Source organism: Acetobacteroides hydrogenigenes (assembly GCF_004340205.1).
GTDB lineage: Bacteria > Bacteroidota > Bacteroidia > Bacteroidales > ZOR0009 > Acetobacteroides > Acetobacteroides hydrogenigenes.
In genome coordinates, this window is record NZ_SLWB01000018.1 from 39,960 (window position 1) to 57,971 (window position 18,012).

The window sequence follows — 18,012 nt, forward strand, 5'->3', positions numbered from 1 at the left end:
TTATGCTTTCATTAGCTGGTTTTCGTAGTCGAAGGCCATCATTATGTCTATCAGCTTTTGCTTGGCACGATCTAGTGCATCGTATGTTTCTGATTTTGTTCTGATGTAGCCTCCTGCAGCAAGTGAAACATAGGTAGAAACCCCGTCCAACTCTTCTTCAACGATTGGATAAGCTTTGTTGTCCTCTTCGTCCGAGAGTTTCGCACGTATACTAGCGGCAATTTTGTTAGCGTTATCGCTGATGCTAACGGCCAACGTTTCCATTAAACTGAAGGTACGTGCCTGATTTGAGGTAATGCTCCATTCTATAATTGCCTCTGCTAAAGCAGGGATCAGCATTTCACGAACAGCAAGGGGTGCAACCAAGCATGGACCAAATACATTAGTAGACTCAACCCAACCATCTTTTCTCAAACGAGATTCTGTTTCAGAAGAGATTTCGGGCTCAAACGAATTTAAGGTTACAGAAAACAAACGACGTAAGTCAATAGCAATGTCTTGAACGAACAAACCTCCGGCACGTCGGTTGTCTGGAATCCATTTGCGGCTCAGGCTTCGATCTTTTCCTGCTAGCAAAGCTTCAATTTGCGCTGTTGTTAGGGCTTCACCCTTTTCATTTCGAACAACCACCTGATTATTGGGACGATCGCTACGATCAAAGGAGATATTTTCATTATCAACGCCAGCCAAAAGAGGATGCAATCCGCGCATAGCCGAAATTGAAAGGGGACTTCTACGTTTGACTGTTTTTTCATTTCCTCCTTTTGAGGCCTTCATCCAGCCTCCAAATAGCTGATCGGGATATGCTGGATCACATGTCGCAAAAACCTCTCCTTCCTTCAGTTCATCTTTGCTATTCACATCGAACAGAAAAGTTGTTGGAGCAGGCTGCTCGTTAATCACATTGCTCAGTTTATCAAAAACTGACCGCTTAATCTGCTGACCACTCGAATAGGGAATACGACGATTGAACAGTGAGTCGTAGTAGTACTTTTGTCCGTCTTGAACACAAAAAACGGTATGTTCTGCTCTTTTGAGCGTTCTGATATAAACAGTTCTCATGGTATTTATTTTTTGGTTTATGATTTACTTTCCAGATATGCGTAATCAAACTTTAGCAATACAACGAAGTAGCCAAACTCTTCGGTAGTCATCAAATGAACTTTATCTCGCAAAATTTTGAAAGTCTCCAACAGCTTGGGATCAACATCCTTTACTAATGTTGCCAAACCATCTAAAAACTGTTTTTTTGTTTTTGCCTGAAGCAGCTCGTTTTCTAACAAGTTAGCCCGATCTCGTTTTTTTGCATCTGCTCTATACTCTTTCAGAGCTTTTGCCACCTCCTCGGAATAATGGAGATCTTCCTGTTTGTTTTTTGTAATCATCGCTATTAACCAGGTTTTATAAGTTCGAAATGAAATGATATTCTCGTAATCTTTTTTATTCGCCTTTTTCTTGCGCTCTTCGAATGCTTCGGGCGTTTCCCCATTTTTGGCAGCTACAGCGGTCGCCGTAAAGTTGGGCATCTTTGCCTTGTCAAAGTACTCGCGTAACCCCTGTGGCTCCAAAGCCTGCAATCCAATAGCCCCAAACTCGCAGGCCCTCTTTATGTGAATTCCAAACATGCCTTCGTAATCCTTCTTTTGGGTAAGTGCATCGTTTTCTCCAAACAAGATTTTGTATATGCTTAAAATGGATCGTCCCTGATGAAATCGAAAAGGGATGAACCCCATCGTTTTATTCGTTTGACCTAAGCTATATATATAGGCAGTTACCGTTTCTTCGGCTAACTTTTCAGAAAGGTTGAAGTAGAATCTTGCCCAGAAAATGGTGCTTACCTCGATCAACTTTTCGTCCTGAAAGAAGATGTCGTAATTCGACAGGTATCCAAAATCTGGATTTTCTTCATAATCCATACTAAAGGCAAAGTTGAGCCATTGTCCGTTCCATGTATTAATTTGATTGCCTCTTAGTCGGTCAAGTGTTGGCTCATTTAGTAAACGGCGGTAGACTTTCCATCCTTCATAGAGAGTAAGGAGGATTTGTGCATGGTCAAAAAATATGGAATAGCCTCCAGCTACACCAACACCTAAACCGCCTCCAATCCATGATAGATAAACCTCCTCTGCTTCATATTTTATCCCTAAATCCGTAACCAATCCTGATGTTGTTGCAAACTCCTTTTCCTCAGATGCGGGAAATCCAATCGCAATACTGGCATCGCGCAAACCTGCATCAATTTTTGCATGCAAATCATTTAACTTCTCTATTCGTTCGTCGTGTGTTAAAAATTCTGGTTTCTGTCCTTTCTTCATCTGTACAAAAGGCGAGTTGGTAACCCACTGCATATACTTTGGATGATCGAAAAACAGCGAGAAATACTCCTTTTCAAAAAACTCTTTGGCAGAGTATTCTTTCTGATATTTATCATTCCAGGCGTTCAGAAATGTTCGCCCGACGGTTGCTGCAATCATAGCTATAGCATTTGATAGGTTATATCTGATTTAGCGGTTTTCAACGTATCCATATTTAGCCCTTCTTCGTCCGAATAGGCAGAGTCGGGTACTATAAATGGTTTACTTCCTTCCCGCATTTGGTTGAAACGATGTACCGACCAGTATCGAACTGGAATTTCCATTTGCATCCGCTCCTCGAAGTTGGCTGTATGGTAGCGCTGTTCATCGGCCTCCACAATGCAGGTTACGCTGTCAATTTCTAATCGTTCGAGCAGGAACGATTTAGGCCTATGGGTCAGACGATTGATGGTCCACTCTCCCGTCCTCTTAAAAATGGCATGCTCTTCAATCTCGGGCATATCAACAACTGGAAACACATTGTCAATCATCTGCTGAATGTTGCGCTCATGAAGAACATCTCCGTCAGGCAGCTGCTCAAAGCTCTTTCGGAGTATTTCCAACTCGTAAGGCTTGGCTTCATCGATGGTTTCGGGCGGAACAACGACATACACCGGCTTATATTTGCCAATTGACTGCTCGGTTCTACTACGATTTATTCGACCAAAGCGCTGAATCAATGCATCAAGCGGAGCGCATTCAGTAACCATTAAATCGAAGCTGATATCCAAACTTACTTCAACCACCTGTGTTGAAATCACGATGCAGGCTTTGGTAGAAGTATTGAATTGCCCTGTTGGATTCCCATACTTATCTTTTCCTATAAGCTGCTTTTCCTTCTGCTCTCGTACCCCTCGTTTAAAGCGGCTATGCAAAAGCATGACCGGTGTATGAGGATGCAGCTGCCTGACGGTATCAAAAACCTGCTGTGCCGACTGTACTCGGTTGCAAACAAGCAGCACCTTTTTGTCCTCATCAATTGCCCTACTGATTAAAGGTAAGGCTGACACCCATGAATCAATTTTATGAACCATATGCCTGTCAAATTGATCCAGCTCTTCATCGTCAAGCTGCACTTCAAATACATTTTCTTTTCCCAGCAGCTCCAAAATCTGATTGTATAGAAAAGTAGGCATGGTGGCTGTCCCAATATGAATGCGGCAGCCCAAATCTTTCAGTACATGAACGATTTTGAGAACAATAGCTCGGGTGATATCAGTGTAGGTATGTATTTCATCCAAAATAACATCACAACCTTTGATGTCAATCAAAGTTGCTTCGTATCCATTGGTCCCGAAAATGATTCCGGCAATTTGATGCGGTGTTAATATCTTAATGGAGGAGCCGACATGGCTCTGTATAATTTTTTCTTCAATTGCCTTTCCTTTGACTGCGATGGAAGATGCTGAATGCAGCAGCCGAATATCGAGCTCCGGATTATCACTTGCCAAATCAGCTGAAACCCGATGAAACATCGCATTGATGGAAGCCTGAAATGGAAGCGTATAAAAGACTCTTCCAGCACATCGTCGGAAAAGGAAATCGGTTTTTCCTGCCCCCGTGCAGGCTACCACAATGGTATGCGACTTCACCGAATCTGCCGATTTTAACGAAAGCGGATAAAACGGATGCGTCCGGTTGAAGAATTTCAGGTTGGGCTTTTGAAACAGACGTTTGGAACAAGCCTCTGATCTGTCAATTAATGCCGAAGCAAAATGATCGGCAGCCTGCAACAACCCGCGATTGCTGGAATATCCCTTCTGCTTAAATGCCTTTCGACAGTAGTCATATACCCGAAAAAAGGTCACTTCTGCTTCTGTTTTTACAATTGGTCGTACAACAATCCCTAATTTGGAAAGGATATCCAACGCTTTGGGAGCCCAGCTGCTCCAATCCCCAGCATGAAACTCAAATATCTCATCAGGCTCGCGCTCCTCCGTCAAATCGAGCAATCCCTTTTCTCGCGCATCTTTTCGAATGGACTTATGATGGGCTATCACCATGTCTATAAGGTCTGGCTGCATATGATCGGGGAACAACGAAAGAAACAGGCAAGAGCTAATTTCATGGCGAAATGTTAAATCTCCAGTACGGGACTCTTCATCCAACCTTCGTTGAAATTCGGGATGAGCCTTCCCAATATCATGCAGAATGGCACCATAGCGAGCCAAAATAGGGTCGGCCCCCACACCAGTCGCAACCTTCTCTGCAACAACGGCAACCTGCTGCAGATGGGTTACTAACGGGGTAAAGTCGGGCTTCCCTTTTGCTCTAATTTCAGGACAGATCATTTGAATTCGTTTTTAACGGGGTTGCCGACAATCTTAAGCCAACCATACATGGGCTTATTTCCATCCATGCGGTTGTAACCGACCAAAAAGGATTGCTCACATTTCTCTGCAATTAGCTCAAACCCATAAAAGAGCTCCTCGTTGAGGTCAAATTCTTCCTCCGAAACTTTGATGATTCCATCTTGCGGATATAGAATATCTTCGTTGCGGGCTAAGCAGATGTGCTGCTTTGCTGCTTCTTCTGCATCCTCCATCGTTTCAAAAGCAAGAAACAGGATGGGGTTTACCATAACACCTCGCATCAAAATCGCGTATGGTCGTTCGTAAGTTCGATTACGGGCAGTCCCTTTTGCATTCCATCCGCGCGGCTGTGTTTGCTCCTGCTGCTGCGATATTTGCTGATAAGTTAGCCGATGCCGCTTAATCTTATATATCCCAAAATCGGCAGCAAGTAGTTCTGGAAACAGCTTTCGCTCTATCCCTGCAATCATAGAAGGCGTCAAAAACTGCTGGCTATATGTTTCGCTATCCCTTACTGCCGTCCAAGGCTTAATAAAACCAAACGGTCCAGAATATTTTACGACGTATAACATGCTTCTTCATTGTCTTTAAACCTGACAGGTTATAAAAACCAGTCAGGTTTGGTTACTACTTTATTGCACCAAACCCTATTCCTGTGGAGTTACCAAGGCCAACCAACCATGCAAAAACCTTGGTTTCAGGTTTAGCAATGATTTTAATTGGACATAAGTTGGCTCGGTTGTCTATTCCCTTATATCGCACAAGCTTTGTTGTAGCCTTTGCATAATCTGTATCGAAACCTATCTTTAGCGTGTCATCTTCTAAACCTGCCACTTCCATTTTATGCCTTAATGTTTCTTCCAGACATGAGTTAGCCTCCATATCACTATAGATTAAATGCTTGACTTTCCCATCAACCTGTCTTTTGATCAGAATTGGGCTTGCGGCAAAGAAGCATTCTCCATACATTTCTGCGGGGGTCTCCTCAATCATAACCTCCACTACAGACATTCCCCAATTTATATAAGGCTGATCAAGAATAGTTTTAATCGTTTTTCGTGCGTATTCATCATCAAAGAAGCTTATAAAAAAGCTAGCCCCATTTTTAAATTCAAGACCATTATCTTTTCTTTTACCCCCCCTTAACCATGAGAAAGAGTAAAGAGAAAGCGTTCCATGAAGGTTATTGTTTTCACCCAACCATTTATGAACAGTACCAACAATTACGGGTAAATGATCGAATGGTACAATTGATGTACTAGGTGATGTTTTGATGTGTAATCTCATTTATGTAATTTTTCAAGAATTATCTTTCATTTCACAAAGCTACCTACCCTCACCGACAGCGACGGTCGTTGAGAAATTATTTTTCAGCTCTTCAAGCCTTTTTCCTACGAATTCTGCCAGTTCGGGGCTATTTACGATGGTAATGTCGGGCAAAAGCCCCATTACAAATCGGCCAACCCCTTCGAGTCGGGTAACCTCTGCCCTAAACTGGTAGCTGCCATCGGCATTTACCGCCGTATTCTTTTGTGCAAGCGGATATTCTTCGATGAGCAGGTTGTAGGCTCTTACGTTTAGATGTAGTTCTACCGAATAACGGTTATTACCTGTCATCCTGAATAGATCTATAAAGCCTTCGCGGTGTAGGTTTTCGTGCTGCCAAGGAGTTTCAAGAATGCTTACATTCCCTATTCGGGCAACCTTAAAGAGTTTGCAGCAGCTCGATGCCAACTCGTAGCACCATACCTGCTGGTAGTTGGTGGTAAAGGCGAAAGGCTCAACAAGCCTGTTGGACACCTCGTTGCTATTAGCCGATCGATACGCCTGCAACGTTGCTTGTTTTTCGGTTTCTATTGCCTCTATTATAAGGTGAATATTCCGGCAATCCTGCTCTCGTACTACCACTTCAGGCATATATGGCAGGTGGTGCGCGTTATGCAGCTTACGCCTAATCTGTCCTTTTAGCGGATTGTTCTCGTCTATGGCATCTACCACACGGCGTACAACATCGGTTTCCTCGTCGGTAAAGTGTACCAGCTCGCTTATCTCTTTAAAGAAAGGGGAATGCTTTTCGAGATATGGAGCACCACCTCGTGGATGGTTAATAATGAAACCAGAATGCCTAAGCGTTTCAATGTATCGTTCCACGCTTCGTGTCGAAATTCTAAGCCTTTCTGCAATTTGAGGTATTCTTAGACTGGTGTTGTTGGTAAGCATTTTCATCAGCCGTAGTAGCGCTTCAAGGTTAGGTTGTTCCATGATATATGGTATAATGTATAATTTGTCGTTAAGCTATAAACTTTGGCCCATATTTCAAAAATAAATTTTAATTATTTAAAAATACGCCAAAATCCAAACTAGTAAAACAAGCTACAATTCTTCAAAAACAAGCCCATTTCAGGACGTAAAACGGGCATTAGTTGGATGATTTTTACTAAAAAAGCTACGAATTACCATGTAATAGCCACAAATAAGTTACAATTTCACATCAGCATTAAAAGTATAACTAACAATAGTCTGAATAGTTTCAATTTAAAACTATAAAAGGCTTATTAGTAATACATTTTAAATGAGAAAGCTGTACAAATACAACGAAAAAACTCCCAAGAAGTAGCCCTAAAAACCGCCTAGAGTGGCGGGCAGATTCCATTTTGTGGCGGGCGCTTTTGCCGGAGTGGCGGGCTTTAGGGGGAAGTGTGGCGGGGAGTAGCTCAAAAGTGGCGGGCTAAATCGGATTTGTGGCGGGCTTTTCCCAGAAAATCAGCCGATTTAGGCAATAGCAAGGAGTCGCCATCTTAAATTAATTTTGAATTTAGCTTACCGTGAATTCTGGAATTATTAGATTTACAAAAAAAAGGTGCACCTGCTGTAACAGGTGCACCCCTAATAATGAAGGATGCGAAATGTAGGCTACTCTACCTTACGAAAGTTTAGTTCACCTAGATTTCTCTTCATCGAAGCGCCCGGACGGAAACGTATACGGGCGTTTTTTATGGCATCAACCGAGATATCCTCAGCCTTATCCTTGGTGTCGCTGCTCAGCGTTAGCTGAAAGCTGCCCAGATTACCCAGGTTAACGGTATGCCCCAACGAGAGCATCTCGGGAACAATTAACGAAAGCGACGATAGCACTGCCAGCACATCCGTTTTGTTGAGCGTGCACGAGTTCGATATCATGCTCGAAATCTTATCAACGCCAATCTCCTTGCTGTTGGTTATCGATGCCCGGTACTTGTTGGGGGCCTCCGGATTCTTCAGATCCGGGCAGGCCACCGGTTTAAAATCTATCATACGTCCTTTTTATTATGATGATTTTGACCTACTCTGTTCAAGGTTTTCGGTATCCCCTTATATTCCGCCTACTCTTTCAGGTTTTCAGCAACGCCTGAGTCTATGTTGAGTTTTTAATGAGCTCTTATACAAATTTACCAACATTGTTAATTGGAAAAAACAATTTTCATTCAAAGATATCAACAAGACATAAAAGTTATCAACAATCCTAATATCCAGTGTTTTATAGACAATTTAGCATTTTTCCCATATTTGCATACTTAATTGATGCATAGATTATAGATAATAAAGTAATCATAATTAAGACACCATGTATTACAAGTATAGCCAACCATGTATTATGATAAATTGCATTACTTGATATAAATTTGATATCCAAGCATAACTGATTATGTTGTCATATCATCTGTAATGGTATTTTATTAATATGCAATTAACATTCCACTCTTTCCAATTAAGAATAATGCAAATATATTTTCGACCATCCTTATAGATTAGAGTAAAGACATTAACATTGAGATCAAATCTTAAATCTCGCAAGCAACCATCATCCTACGATGTTTTAACGTGAAAATTGAGTTACCACCTACAAAAAGGCTTCAGGCTTAGCATCGAGTTGTAGTACCGCTCATCTCCGGAGACCTCCTCTCCTAGCCAATTGGGTTTCTCGAAAGCCTCGTTCTCGTCAGATAGCTCAATTTCGGCAATAACCAGGCCCCTATTATCCCCACTAAACTCGTCCACCTCGTATGTGTGGCTGCCCAAATTCACCTCATAGCGGATCTTGTCAATTACCCCGGGTTCGCAGATCTTAAGCAGCTCATCGGCATCGGCGACGGCGATTTCCTTCTCCCACTCAAAGCGGGAGAGCCCCGAATTATTGGCAATACCTTTAATGGTAAGGTAGCCCTTTTCGCCCTTTACCCTCACGCGCACCGTTCGCTCCGGGTTCGACGATAGGTAGCCCTGAACAATTCGGTAATGCCCACGTGCAAGCTTCTTGTAATCTTCAGATTTAACCAAGAATTTCCGTTCAATCTCTAGTGCCATATTTCGTTGAGTATTATAAATGCAAATTTAGCAGAAGATGGTTCGCCGAAACTTGATCTGTTGGGAAAGATCAACAACCTGTTAAAATAAAGCCCCCTTTCTTACCCTTCTTTATAGCTTCAGAATAACTACCGTTTAACCTCCTCCGAAGCATAGATCCCAAAGCCTTGCAAAACCCTAAGGATATTTCATTAAAGTTCTTACCTTTGCAGCCTTAGTATAAATAACCGCGACGGTTAACTCGTAATACATGACATTTGAACAGCTAAACTTAATTACGCCTATTATAGAGGCGCTAAAGCACGAAGAGTATTCTACCCCAACCCCAATACAAGCCCAGGCAATACCTAAGATTTTAGAGGGAAACGACTTAATAGGGTGTGCGCAAACCGGAACTGGAAAAACCGCAGCATTTAGCATCCCAATTATCCAAAAGCTCACCGAAAATTCAGAATCGCGCAAGCATAAGGCTATTAAAGCCCTAATCATTACCCCAACGAGGGAACTTGCCATTCAAATTGGCGAGAGTTTCACGGCTTATGGTAGGTTTACCAGTTTAAAGCATGCCGTCATCTTTGGTGGCGTTTCGCAGGTTCCACAGGTAAATCTCATACGTTCGGGTGTGGATATCCTAATAGCCACACCGGGTCGTTTACTCGATCTCTACAACCAAGGTTTTATTAAAGTTCCCTCTCTCGATTTCTTTGTACTCGACGAGGCTGACAGGATGCTCGACATGGGCTTTATTCACGATATAAAGCGAATACTCCAAATCATTCCATCTAAACGTCAGACGCTGCTATTTTCGGCAACCATGCCACCAGAAATTCAAAAGCTGGCAAATTCGATGCTGTATAAGCCGCTTAAGGTGGAGGTAACCCCTGTTTCTTCTACTGTTGACATCATAAACCAGCTGGTTTACTTTGTCGAGAAAAAGCAGAAAAAGGATCTTCTGATAAGCCTTCTCAGCAACGAAACTGTCGAATCGGCCCTTGTATTTGCCCGAACCAAGCACGGCTCCGATAAGCTGGTAAAATCGTTGGTTAAAGATGGCATACAAGCGGAGGCAATCCACGGGAATAAGTCGCAGAATGCCCGCCAAAACGCCCTTAACAACTTTAAGGATAGGAAAACAAAGGTGCTAATTGCTACCGATATTGCCGCCAGAGGTATTGATGTCGATATGCTTTCGCACGTGATCAACTACGAGCTACCCGAGGTTCCCGAGACCTATGTGCATAGAATTGGAAGAACTGGACGTGCTGGCAATAAAGGCGTAGCAATATCGCTTGTCGATCCCGAGGAGGTTAAGCTATTGAGGGATATAGAGCATCTTATCAAGAAAAACATTAGGGTGGTTTACGACCATCCGTTTGTAAGTATTGCATCGGCAATAGGCGCTAGCCAAGCCATTGACAACGCCAAAGCAGCCCCGGCCAAACCTAAAGGCTATAAAGGAAGCAAAACCAATGGCGACTACTGGAGGCGAAAAAATCGCGACAGCAAGCGCTCGCCTAAAAGGGGATAAACATTTTCGATATTAAATAAGGAGTCAATAAATTGACTCCTTATTTAATTCTTCTTCGCTGCAATTTTGGCGTTGTATTCGTCTAGAATAGAACCAACCAATGGCCTATAGAATCGCCAAAAGAAAGCTGAGCGCCCCTCTCCTTCTATTCTTACTACAGACTGGTTGAACGAGGCAACTCCTGCAAACTTTGTATTGTACATAGAAATATCTATATCCGAAAAATCGCCCGCAAAGTAGTAGAAATCAAAGTTGCGATTCTTTGTTTTTACAGCAGCAGGAAAGTGAGTTGGAATAAAGTTTTTCTCTAGGATTTTTTGACCTTCAGCATTTACATCGATTTTGTAGGTAGCCAAAACATCCAAGCTATCCGATGCGCTAATTATATCAAACCAGTAATGGAATTTCATATTTTTAGGCAAATCGTATCTATCCCTAAATTTCGGGTTTGTTTCAATAAGAGGAACATCCAGATTTAGATGAGTTTTTTTCTCAAGAATTACAATTTTTTCATCGGTTCGCACAAATATTATTCCCGGTTCTTTGAACGGCCATTTACCGCCATTTTGCTTGGTGTAGTTCTTCTTTAACCATATTGGCAGCTCCTTATTTTCGTTGGTATCCAACGAAGAGTAGTACCGGCCAACCCACCCCTGCCAGCTCATTTTAAACTCTTTCTCAAACTCGCGGGCCACCGAAGTAGGGGTTGGAGTACCTATTACATTAAACTCTGTAATAATGAGTTTTCCTTGCTCCTTCATCTTCTTCAACAACCTTACTTCTGCCATACTCATCCCCCCATAAATGAGGTCAGATGGTTCAAGCGAGCTCATTTTAGGATTATGCCTTTCTTCATTAGGATAAAGTTCGTACCACTCTCCTGTATAAACGCCATACAAATCAGTATAGTAAGCCATATCGTACTTGTTGGCCAATACGCTTAAGGCCGAATCTGAGTAGTTGGCAAAATCTTTCACCGTAAAGTTTCCCTTTCCATCGGGGAAGAAACCGTAATAGTCAGAGTTTTTATCGTAAGGCAGATTACCCTTCTTTACAAACTTCTCATTTTCTAATATCCAAAACAGAGGGGTGTGTTCCTGTCTATTCGGTTCTAAAACAGTCTTATCGATAACCAGCACGTTTAGTTGATAGGGTTCCTTGCTATTCCAAAGGTATCTTAGTACAAATGGAGTTGCCACTAAAACAAGAATAGTGAAATATAAGTATGGATGCTTTTTCATGCCTTATTTTTTTGAATGTAAAGTGAGCGGAAAGCAAACAAAACGTTAAGATGTACGCCTTAAAAACAACTAAAATAAAGAGATGTTTTGAAATCAAGTATAAATATTTGTCGAATAAGGCACAATAAGAGGGATGCAAAGATGGCAGAACAGATGAGTAGGGCTACAAAAAAGGCGAATCTTCGTAGGAAGATTCGCCTTTTTTATTTTTGATTTTACGCTTACTAAGCGCCTAAGCTTTGTCCAACGCTGATTTGAATAAGAACCGCTGCAATAAGAGCAATAATTGCATAAAGCTCTGGGTATACGGCCAAAATCATAGTCTTACCGAATACATCGTTACCGTTTGCCATTTCGTTAATACCATTGGCAACAACCTTTGACTGCTGAACAGAAGAGAAGTAGCCTACAAATCCCATAGCTAGTCCGGCTGCAAGAATTGCAAAAGCAATGTCAATAGGAGCCCCTTTAGCAATAAAGGCAGGCATAATTCCGTTGAAAAGGAAGAATGCAGCAAAACCATACAAACCCTGAGTTGATGGAAGAGCTGTTAAAAGCATACTCTTGCCGAAAATATCAGGATTCTTCTTTAAGCCACCAATAGTAGCATTACCAGAAATAGATACTCCAATGGTACTACCAATACATGCTAAACCAACCATGATAGCTAGTCCTGCATAAGCGAGCATTACAGATACAAACATGTTATTATCCTCCAAAATTTACTTTGTTATTATTCTTCTTTTACTGTTTTACTTTTTTTGCAAAGGGCCTATAGTACCTACCATTCCCTTCAAAACCAGAGTTCTTATAAAACTCAACAAAGGTAAGACGAAGCGGATGTACAAATGAGCCTAACGAAGCTAATGCAATGTTGGCACCATGTCCAAGAACAAGCACTAAGCCAAAAATCACATAGTCTAAGCCAAATGGTAATGAACCTAGCGTTAGGGCGGCAATTTGATTAACAACCAATCCCAAAATTGACCCAGATAGGCCCAGCGCGAATAAACGAATGTACGACAGCAGGTCTCCAAAGAACCCTGTAATATCATACAGCTCGGCCATCCCCAATCCAACGCGGGCAAAAATATTCTTATCGGGATTACCGAAAAGCAATAAAATACCTACGCCAGTTAGTATTATATGCCATGTAAATGGTTTAATAGGATCTACAAACGATGCCGCAGCTCCAAGCAGAATAATGATCCATGCAATAGGCCCTAGCGCAAACTTCCAGTTGCCATTCTTGTTGGCCCTGTTATAGGCTTTTAAGGATAGTCCAAAGAGTATCTGAACAAAACCGATACCAACTGCAAATAGCATCATTTGATTCCTATTAAGGAATAGCTTTTGAATATTTTGAGGAAGGAAAGGCCACGTAGCCATTTCGGTTCCAAAAACACCACCCGAGAGCGATCCCATAATAATAGTTCCTGCCCCTAGCCACATCATAAGAATAAGGAATGGACGAAACTTACTCAGCGAAGTCCTATTCTTTAGCAAAAGGCCTGCTATAAGGAATACAAATCCATACCCAATATCTCCCATGCAAAGTCCAAAGAAAAGGACAAAGAATGGTGCAAAGAATGCGGTTAGATCTAGCTCATTGTATGATGGTGGCACATACAGTTCTCCAATCCATTCGAATAGCGAAGCAAACTTCCCATTCTTTAGCTTTATTGGTGGATTGTCCTGTTCCGTTGCCTCCTCGGTTAGGTAAACAATTGATTTAGATTCAAGATATGCATTTAACTCACCAATAGAGTCGTGTGGCGCAAATCCGGTTACTAAAACAACGCTTCCTTCAACCTCACGTTTAGCGCCATAGAATATCGATTTTATATCGATATTCTCAAGAAGTTCAGCACGAGCCTTGCTAAGCATATCTACATAGTGAGAAAGCCCTGCTAGTTCTTCTTCTAGAGATTCTATTTTAGAGTTAACAGCCGCAATATCCTTGCTTAGCGTTGAACTTGCGTGAACTGGAGCCTTAACCTCAGTTGCAGGAATTGCAAAGTTTTCGCCTTCTGGTTGGATACAAACAAAATAGATTACCCCATTCTGTTCGTTTATTACTTGCAGAGGAAATTTGTTTTCCCACTCCAAATCGTATCGTTTAGAAGGTGTGGTGAAAAACTTAACCTTAAGGCCTTTACTCTCTAAATCCTTAATTGCCTCAGGATTAAAATCACCCCATGGATAATGCTCCGCATGCTCCTTTCTTAGCTTTTTAAGATCGGAATCCAAGGCTTCCCTATCTTTAACGATAGCTTCAAAACGCTCCAATACATCTTGAGGCATTTGGTTGGTTAGCTGCTCTAAGCCTTCTTTCTTTCGTAGAAGAGCTTTGATTGCAACATTATACCTAGAAGCTAAATCGAGAAGAGCCTTTTCCTCCTCATTCATGCTCCTTTTTTCTGTGGTGATATCCAGAACTCCAATGCGCTGAACATCTTCCAGAAAATTAGGGAAGTCTTCATGATGAACAAGGAAGGCATATTTTTGCATCTTTACTATCATTCTGCCACCTCCTCGTATCTTTTTTTCACAATCTTCTGCGCCGACTTAGAAAGGTTCTCCTCATCCTCTAAGAATCGTTTAATCTTTCGTATAGCAGATTCGTAGTCGGGTATTTGCACCTTCTCGTAAAGGTTAACCTTTTGGGTTGTTTTTTTACGAGCATGGTCTAAAAGTCGCATCTTCTGTAGGTAGAACTCGCGTTCTATTCCTAGCGTTGTAAGCTCTTTTAGAATCTGCAAGCCCTCCACTATCCAAAATGGGCTGCTAAAAAGATCGAAATCGTGAACCGTAAATATCACTTCCTTGAGAACCGGAATTTTTACTCCGGCAATCTTGGTTAGCGATACCTTTACATCTTCTACAGTAATAAGTTCGGGTCTAAACTCAGTCCAGAGCCCACTCATGTACTGCAGCTTTTGCGTAAGTTCTGCCTGCCTTGCTTCTACCTCGTCGGCCAAATTCTTAGCCTTTTTCACTTCGAGTCGCAATGCCGATTCCTTATTCTTAATGGTTGGGAGCGCACGCTTTCTGACACGAAGCTGTTTGTTTAGCTCGTTCAGCGCAGTTTTGTTTATTTGGTACTTTACTCCCATAGCAATACGCTTCTTATGTTAGTTTTTGGGCCAGTATTTTTCAACTAACTCTTGCTTAATAGCAACTTCAGTTTGGTTGAAGTACTTAGCAAACAGATTCCACGCTGTGTCAAGCATCTTGGTAGCATCGATATTTACGTCGATTGCTAGCAGGAACTTAGAGTAGTCGTGGGCAAACTTAAGCGTACGCTCATCGTAGTCGGTAAGATCGAAACCATTCTCCAGCTTCGTTTTTGCGTTAGCCGCATCGGCGTAAAGACGAACAGCCGCATTCATAACCTGAGGATGGTCTTCGCGTGTTTTCTTGCCAATTACCAGCTGTTTTAGGCGCGATAGGCTTCGGAATGGGTCGATAATAACCTTTCCTGTATCCGAATCGGCACGAAGGAAAAGCTGACCTTCGGTGATATAACCCGTATTGTCTGGAATAGCGTGGGTAATGTCGCCACCCGAAAGTGTTGTTACCGCAATAATGGTGATGGAACCACCATTGGGAAGCTGAACAGCCTTTTCGTAGATCTTAGCCAAATCGGAGTAGAGCGACCCTGGCATAGAGTCCTTCGAAGGAATCTGATCCATACGGTTCGAAACGATGGCAAGCGCATCGGCGTAAAGGGTCATGTCAGTAAGCAGCACAAGTACCTTCTCGCCCTTATCCACTGCAAAGTATTCGGCAGCAGTAAGCGCCATATCCGGAATAAGCAGACGCTCAACAGGAGGTTGCTCGGTTGTATTCACGAAAGAGATGATACGATCGAGTGCACCAGCATTATCGAACACATTCTTGAAGAATAGGAAGTCGTCATTTGACAGTCCCATACCTCCTAGAATAATCTTATCGGCCTTTGCACGAAGCGCAACCATTGCCATTACCTGGTTAAATGGTTGGTCTGGATCGGCAAAGAAAGGAATCTTTTGTCCAGAAACAAGGGTATTATTTAGGTCGATACCTGCGATACCGGTTGCAATAAGCTCCGAAGGCTGCTGGCGACGAAATGGATTAACCGAAGGTCCTCCAATCTCACGCTCTTCGCCCTGAACCTCTGGACCACCATAAATTGGCTTTCCGTAGGCGTTAAAGAAGCGGCCTGCAAGATCGTCGCTTACGGTAAGCTTTGGCGCATGTCCAAAGAAAACAACTTCCGTATCGGTTGAAATACCTTCGGTACCGGCAAAAACCTGAAGGGTAACAAGGTTACCGCTAATCTTTACCACCTGAGCCAACTTTTCGCCCACCTGTGCGAGTTCCTCGTTCATCACGCCATCAGCACGAAGGGTAACGGTTGCTTTGGTGATATTCTCAATCTTTGTATAGATTTTCTTAAAAGCAGTAGTCTCCATTAAGCAACCCTCCTTTCTGCTAGAATATTGTTAAGCTCGTTCTCGTACTCGTTAAACTTATCACTTTCAAATTCCGAGTAGTTCATTTGCTTAAGAACGTTGATAATACGCTTATAGTAGTTACCTACCACATCAAACGATTCGAAGTTGAACTTCGACTTGATGATATGCGAAACTAGGTTTAGCATGTAGTGCTGGCGCACAAGAGGTGTCGATTGGTCAATCTTATCGAAAGCATCTTGCTGAAGAATTACAAAATCGACGAGCTCCGATTTCCAGAATCGGTCGTGATATTCAACAGGCACACCATCATCACCAAGAATGTTAATTTGTTCGAAGGCCTCACGTCCACGAAGCACAATATTCTTAACCTCTAGTACGGTGCTAACCCAATCTTCCGAAATTTTCTCCTTTAGATATTCCACAATTTCGGGATACTCCAAGTACTTAGAGTACGATTCAATAGGGTCTACTGCCGGATAGCGCTTCGAGTCGGCACGCTGCTGAGATAGCGCATAGAAGCATCGAGCCGCCTTTTTGGTAGACTCGGTTACTGGTTCTTTAAGGTTACCACCTGCAGGAGATACCGTTCCGATAAAGGTTACCGAACCGGTTTTCCCGTTGTTTAGGTAAACAAAACCAGCGCGAGCGTAGAAGTTAGAGATAATTGCAGGAAGGTCCATTGGGAACGCATCGGCTCCAGGAAGCTCTTCCAAGCGGTTAGACATCTCGCGTAGCGCCTGAGCCCAACGAGAGGTAGAGTCAGCAAGCAGCAGCACCTTATAGCCCATTGCTCGATAGTACTCACCAATTGTCATGGCGATGTAAACCGAAGCCTCGCGAGCTGCTACTGGCATGTTCGACGTGTTACAAATAATTGTGGTACGCTCAATAAGCTTTCTACCTGTACGTGGGTCCTCAAGGTGAGGGAACTCAACGAACATTTCCACTACCTCATTTGCACGCTCACCACAAGCCGCAAATATAATAATATCGGCCTCAGCATGTTGCGAAAGAGCATGCTGTAGCACAGTTTTTCCAGCACCAAATGGTCCAGGGATAAAACCAGTACCGCCTTCGGCCATAGGATTTAGAGTATCAATACAACGTACTCCGGTTTCCATCACCTTAAATGGACGTGGTTTTTCCTTATAAGCCTTAATGGCAAGCTTAACGGGCCACTTTTGGACCATGGTAACCACTTTGTCTTCCCCATTCTCGTCGGTAAGCACGGCAATCTGATCGTTAATGCGATACTGACCTGCAGTAGCCAACGATTTAACCGTATACTTTCCTTCGAATTTAAAGGGGACCATAATTTTGTGGTTCACCCAGTTCTCTTGTACCTCTCCAAGCCAATCGCCAGCTTCAACCTCCTCGCCAATTGCTGCGGTAGGAGTGAATTCCCAAAGCTTATCCTCGTTAAGAGGCTTGGTGTAAATTCCGCGCTTAAGAAAAACGCCGTCAAGTTCTTCTAGGTCGTTCTGCAAACCATCGTAGTTGCGCTGCAGAAGACCTGGTCCGAGAGTTGCCTCGAGCATATGCCCCATAAACTCCACCTCGTTACCCACCTTAAGACCACGGGTACTTTCGAACACCTGAACAAAAGCCTTATCGCCGTTGATTTTAATTACCTCCGACATAAGAGCTACATCGCCAAGCTTAATAAACCCGATCTCGTTTTGGGCAACAGGACCATCAACTTGAACAATTACAAGGTTTGAAATAATTCCTGTAACTCTTCCTTTAGTTCTCATATTTGGTTCTTTATCCTAT

15 protein-coding genes are annotated in these 18,012 nt (G+C 42.6%); 1 reads left to right on the forward strand and 14 read right to left on the reverse strand.

Annotated elements, in window-relative coordinates:
* From CLV25_RS14400 to CLV25_RS14435, 8 genes are all read right to left on the reverse strand, one after another.
* Positions 1-1,062 (reverse strand): CRISPR-associated protein Cas7, encoded by a 1,062-nt coding sequence (locus CLV25_RS14400; protein ID WP_131840364.1) that lies wholly within the window; start codon positions 1,060-1,062, stop codon positions 1-3.
* A 17-nt stretch (positions 1,063-1,079) separates the two neighbouring features.
* The gene (locus tag CLV25_RS14405; protein ID WP_131840365.1) at positions 1,080-2,474 is read right to left on the reverse strand and encodes a hypothetical protein; all 1,395 of its coding nucleotides are present in this window, start codon (positions 2,472-2,474) and stop codon (positions 1,080-1,082) included.
* 2 nt (positions 2,475-2,476) lie between these two features.
* Positions 2,477-4,645, reverse strand: coding sequence for a CRISPR-associated helicase Cas3' (cas3, locus tag CLV25_RS14410; protein ID WP_131840366.1), 2,169 nt, complete (start codon positions 4,643-4,645; stop codon positions 2,477-2,479).
* The gene (locus tag CLV25_RS14415) at positions 4,642-5,238 is read right to left on the reverse strand and encodes a hypothetical protein (protein ID WP_131840367.1); all 597 of its coding nucleotides are present in this window, start codon (positions 5,236-5,238) and stop codon (positions 4,642-4,644) included. The genes cas3 and CLV25_RS14415 overlap by 4 nt, the downstream gene beginning before the upstream one ends.
* A 55-nt stretch (positions 5,239-5,293) precedes the next feature.
* On the reverse strand, positions 5,294-5,953 hold the full coding sequence (gene cas6 / locus CLV25_RS14420) for a CRISPR-associated endoribonuclease Cas6 (protein WP_131840368.1): 660 nt from the start codon (positions 5,951-5,953) through the stop codon (positions 5,294-5,296).
* Between the two features lie 39 nt (positions 5,954-5,992).
* Positions 5,993-6,928, reverse strand: coding sequence for a helix-turn-helix transcriptional regulator (locus CLV25_RS14425; protein ID WP_131840369.1), 936 nt, complete (start codon positions 6,926-6,928; stop codon positions 5,993-5,995).
* A 651-nt stretch (positions 6,929-7,579) separates the two neighbouring features.
* Positions 7,580-7,960: an HU family DNA-binding protein gene (locus CLV25_RS14430; protein ID WP_131840370.1), complete on the reverse strand. Its 381-nt coding sequence runs from the start codon at positions 7,958-7,960 to the stop codon at positions 7,580-7,582.
* 579 nt (positions 7,961-8,539) lie between these two features.
* Positions 8,540-9,010, reverse strand: coding sequence for a CYTH domain-containing protein (locus tag CLV25_RS14435; RefSeq protein ID WP_131840371.1), 471 nt, complete (start codon positions 9,008-9,010; stop codon positions 8,540-8,542).
* Between the two features lie 250 nt (positions 9,011-9,260).
* Here CLV25_RS14435 and CLV25_RS14440 point away from each other — a divergent pair, with 250 nt between their 5' ends.
* Positions 9,261-10,538, forward strand: a complete 1,278-nt coding sequence (locus tag CLV25_RS14440) for a DEAD/DEAH box helicase (protein ID WP_131840372.1) — start codon at positions 9,261-9,263, stop codon at positions 10,536-10,538.
* A gap of 44 nt (positions 10,539-10,582) precedes the next feature.
* On the opposite strand, the gene CLV25_RS14445 is transcribed toward CLV25_RS14440, so the two are convergent.
* The 6 genes from CLV25_RS14445 to CLV25_RS14470 form a co-directional block, all read right to left on the reverse strand.
* Complete coding sequence (locus CLV25_RS14445) at positions 10,583-11,779, reverse strand: hypothetical protein (protein WP_131840373.1); 1,197 nt, start codon at positions 11,777-11,779, stop codon at positions 10,583-10,585.
* Positions 11,780-12,003: 224 nt separating this feature from the next.
* On the reverse strand, positions 12,004-12,483 hold the full coding sequence (locus CLV25_RS14450) for an ATPase (RefSeq protein ID WP_131840406.1): 480 nt from the start codon (positions 12,481-12,483) through the stop codon (positions 12,004-12,006).
* Positions 12,484-12,523: 40 nt separating this feature from the next.
* On the reverse strand, positions 12,524-14,290 hold the full coding sequence (locus tag CLV25_RS14455) for a V-type ATP synthase subunit I (RefSeq protein WP_165877097.1): 1,767 nt from the start codon (positions 14,288-14,290) through the stop codon (positions 12,524-12,526).
* A gap of 8 nt (positions 14,291-14,298) precedes the next feature.
* Positions 14,299-14,895: a V-type ATP synthase subunit D gene (locus tag CLV25_RS14460; RefSeq protein WP_131840375.1), complete on the reverse strand. Its 597-nt coding sequence runs from the start codon at positions 14,893-14,895 to the stop codon at positions 14,299-14,301.
* Between the two features lie 18 nt (positions 14,896-14,913).
* Entirely contained in the window at positions 14,914-16,236 is a 1,323-nt protein-coding gene (locus CLV25_RS14465; RefSeq protein ID WP_131840376.1) for a V-type ATP synthase subunit B, read from the reverse strand.
* A complete protein-coding gene (locus tag CLV25_RS14470; protein ID WP_131840377.1) occupies positions 16,236-17,993 on the reverse strand; it encodes a V-type ATP synthase subunit A in 1,758 nt (585 codons plus the stop codon). The genes CLV25_RS14465 and CLV25_RS14470 overlap by 1 nt, the downstream gene beginning before the upstream one ends.
* Positions 17,994-18,012 lie beyond the last annotated feature (19 nt).

What these genes read in the sequence shown, in the direction of transcription:
- CLV25_RS14400 (WP_131840364.1), bottom strand. Translation starts at nt 1,062, where the DNA reads ATGAGAACTGTTTATATCAGAACGCTCAAAAGAGCAGAACATACCGTT.
- CLV25_RS14405 (WP_131840365.1), bottom strand. Translation starts at nt 2,474, where the DNA reads ATGATTGCAGCAACCGTCGGGCGAACATTTCTGAACGCCTGGAATGAT.
- cas3 (WP_131840366.1), bottom strand. Translation starts at nt 4,645, where the DNA reads ATGATCTGTCCTGAAATTAGAGCAAAAGGGAAGCCCGACTTTACCCCG.
- CLV25_RS14415 (WP_131840367.1), bottom strand. Translation starts at nt 5,238, where the DNA reads ATGTTATACGTCGTAAAATATTCTGGACCGTTTGGTTTTATTAAGCCT.
- cas6 (WP_131840368.1), bottom strand. Translation starts at nt 5,953, where the DNA reads ATGAGATTACACATCAAAACATCACCTAGTACATCAATTGTACCATTC.
- CLV25_RS14425 (WP_131840369.1), bottom strand. Translation starts at nt 6,928, where the DNA reads ATGGAACAACCTAACCTTGAAGCGCTACTACGGCTGATGAAAATGCTT.
- CLV25_RS14430 (WP_131840370.1), bottom strand. Translation starts at nt 7,960, where the DNA reads ATGATAGATTTTAAACCGGTGGCCTGCCCGGATCTGAAGAATCCGGAG.
- CLV25_RS14435 (WP_131840371.1), bottom strand. Translation starts at nt 9,010, where the DNA reads ATGGCACTAGAGATTGAACGGAAATTCTTGGTTAAATCTGAAGATTAC.
- CLV25_RS14440 (WP_131840372.1), top strand. Translation starts at nt 9,261, where the DNA reads ATGACATTTGAACAGCTAAACTTAATTACGCCTATTATAGAGGCGCTA.
- CLV25_RS14445 (WP_131840373.1), bottom strand. Translation starts at nt 11,779, where the DNA reads ATGAAAAAGCATCCATACTTATATTTCACTATTCTTGTTTTAGTGGCA.
- CLV25_RS14450 (WP_131840406.1), bottom strand. Translation starts at nt 12,483, where the DNA reads ATGTTTGTATCTGTAATGCTCGCTTATGCAGGACTAGCTATCATGGTT.
- CLV25_RS14455 (WP_165877097.1), bottom strand. Translation starts at nt 14,290, where the DNA reads ATGCAAAAATATGCCTTCCTTGTTCATCATGAAGACTTCCCTAATTTT.
- CLV25_RS14460 (WP_131840375.1), bottom strand. Translation starts at nt 14,895, where the DNA reads ATGGGAGTAAAGTACCAAATAAACAAAACTGCGCTGAACGAGCTAAAC.
- CLV25_RS14465 (WP_131840376.1), bottom strand. Translation starts at nt 16,236, where the DNA reads ATGGAGACTACTGCTTTTAAGAAAATCTATACAAAGATTGAGAATATC.
- CLV25_RS14470 (WP_131840377.1), bottom strand. Translation starts at nt 17,993, where the DNA reads ATGAGAACTAAAGGAAGAGTTACAGGAATTATTTCAAACCTTGTAATT.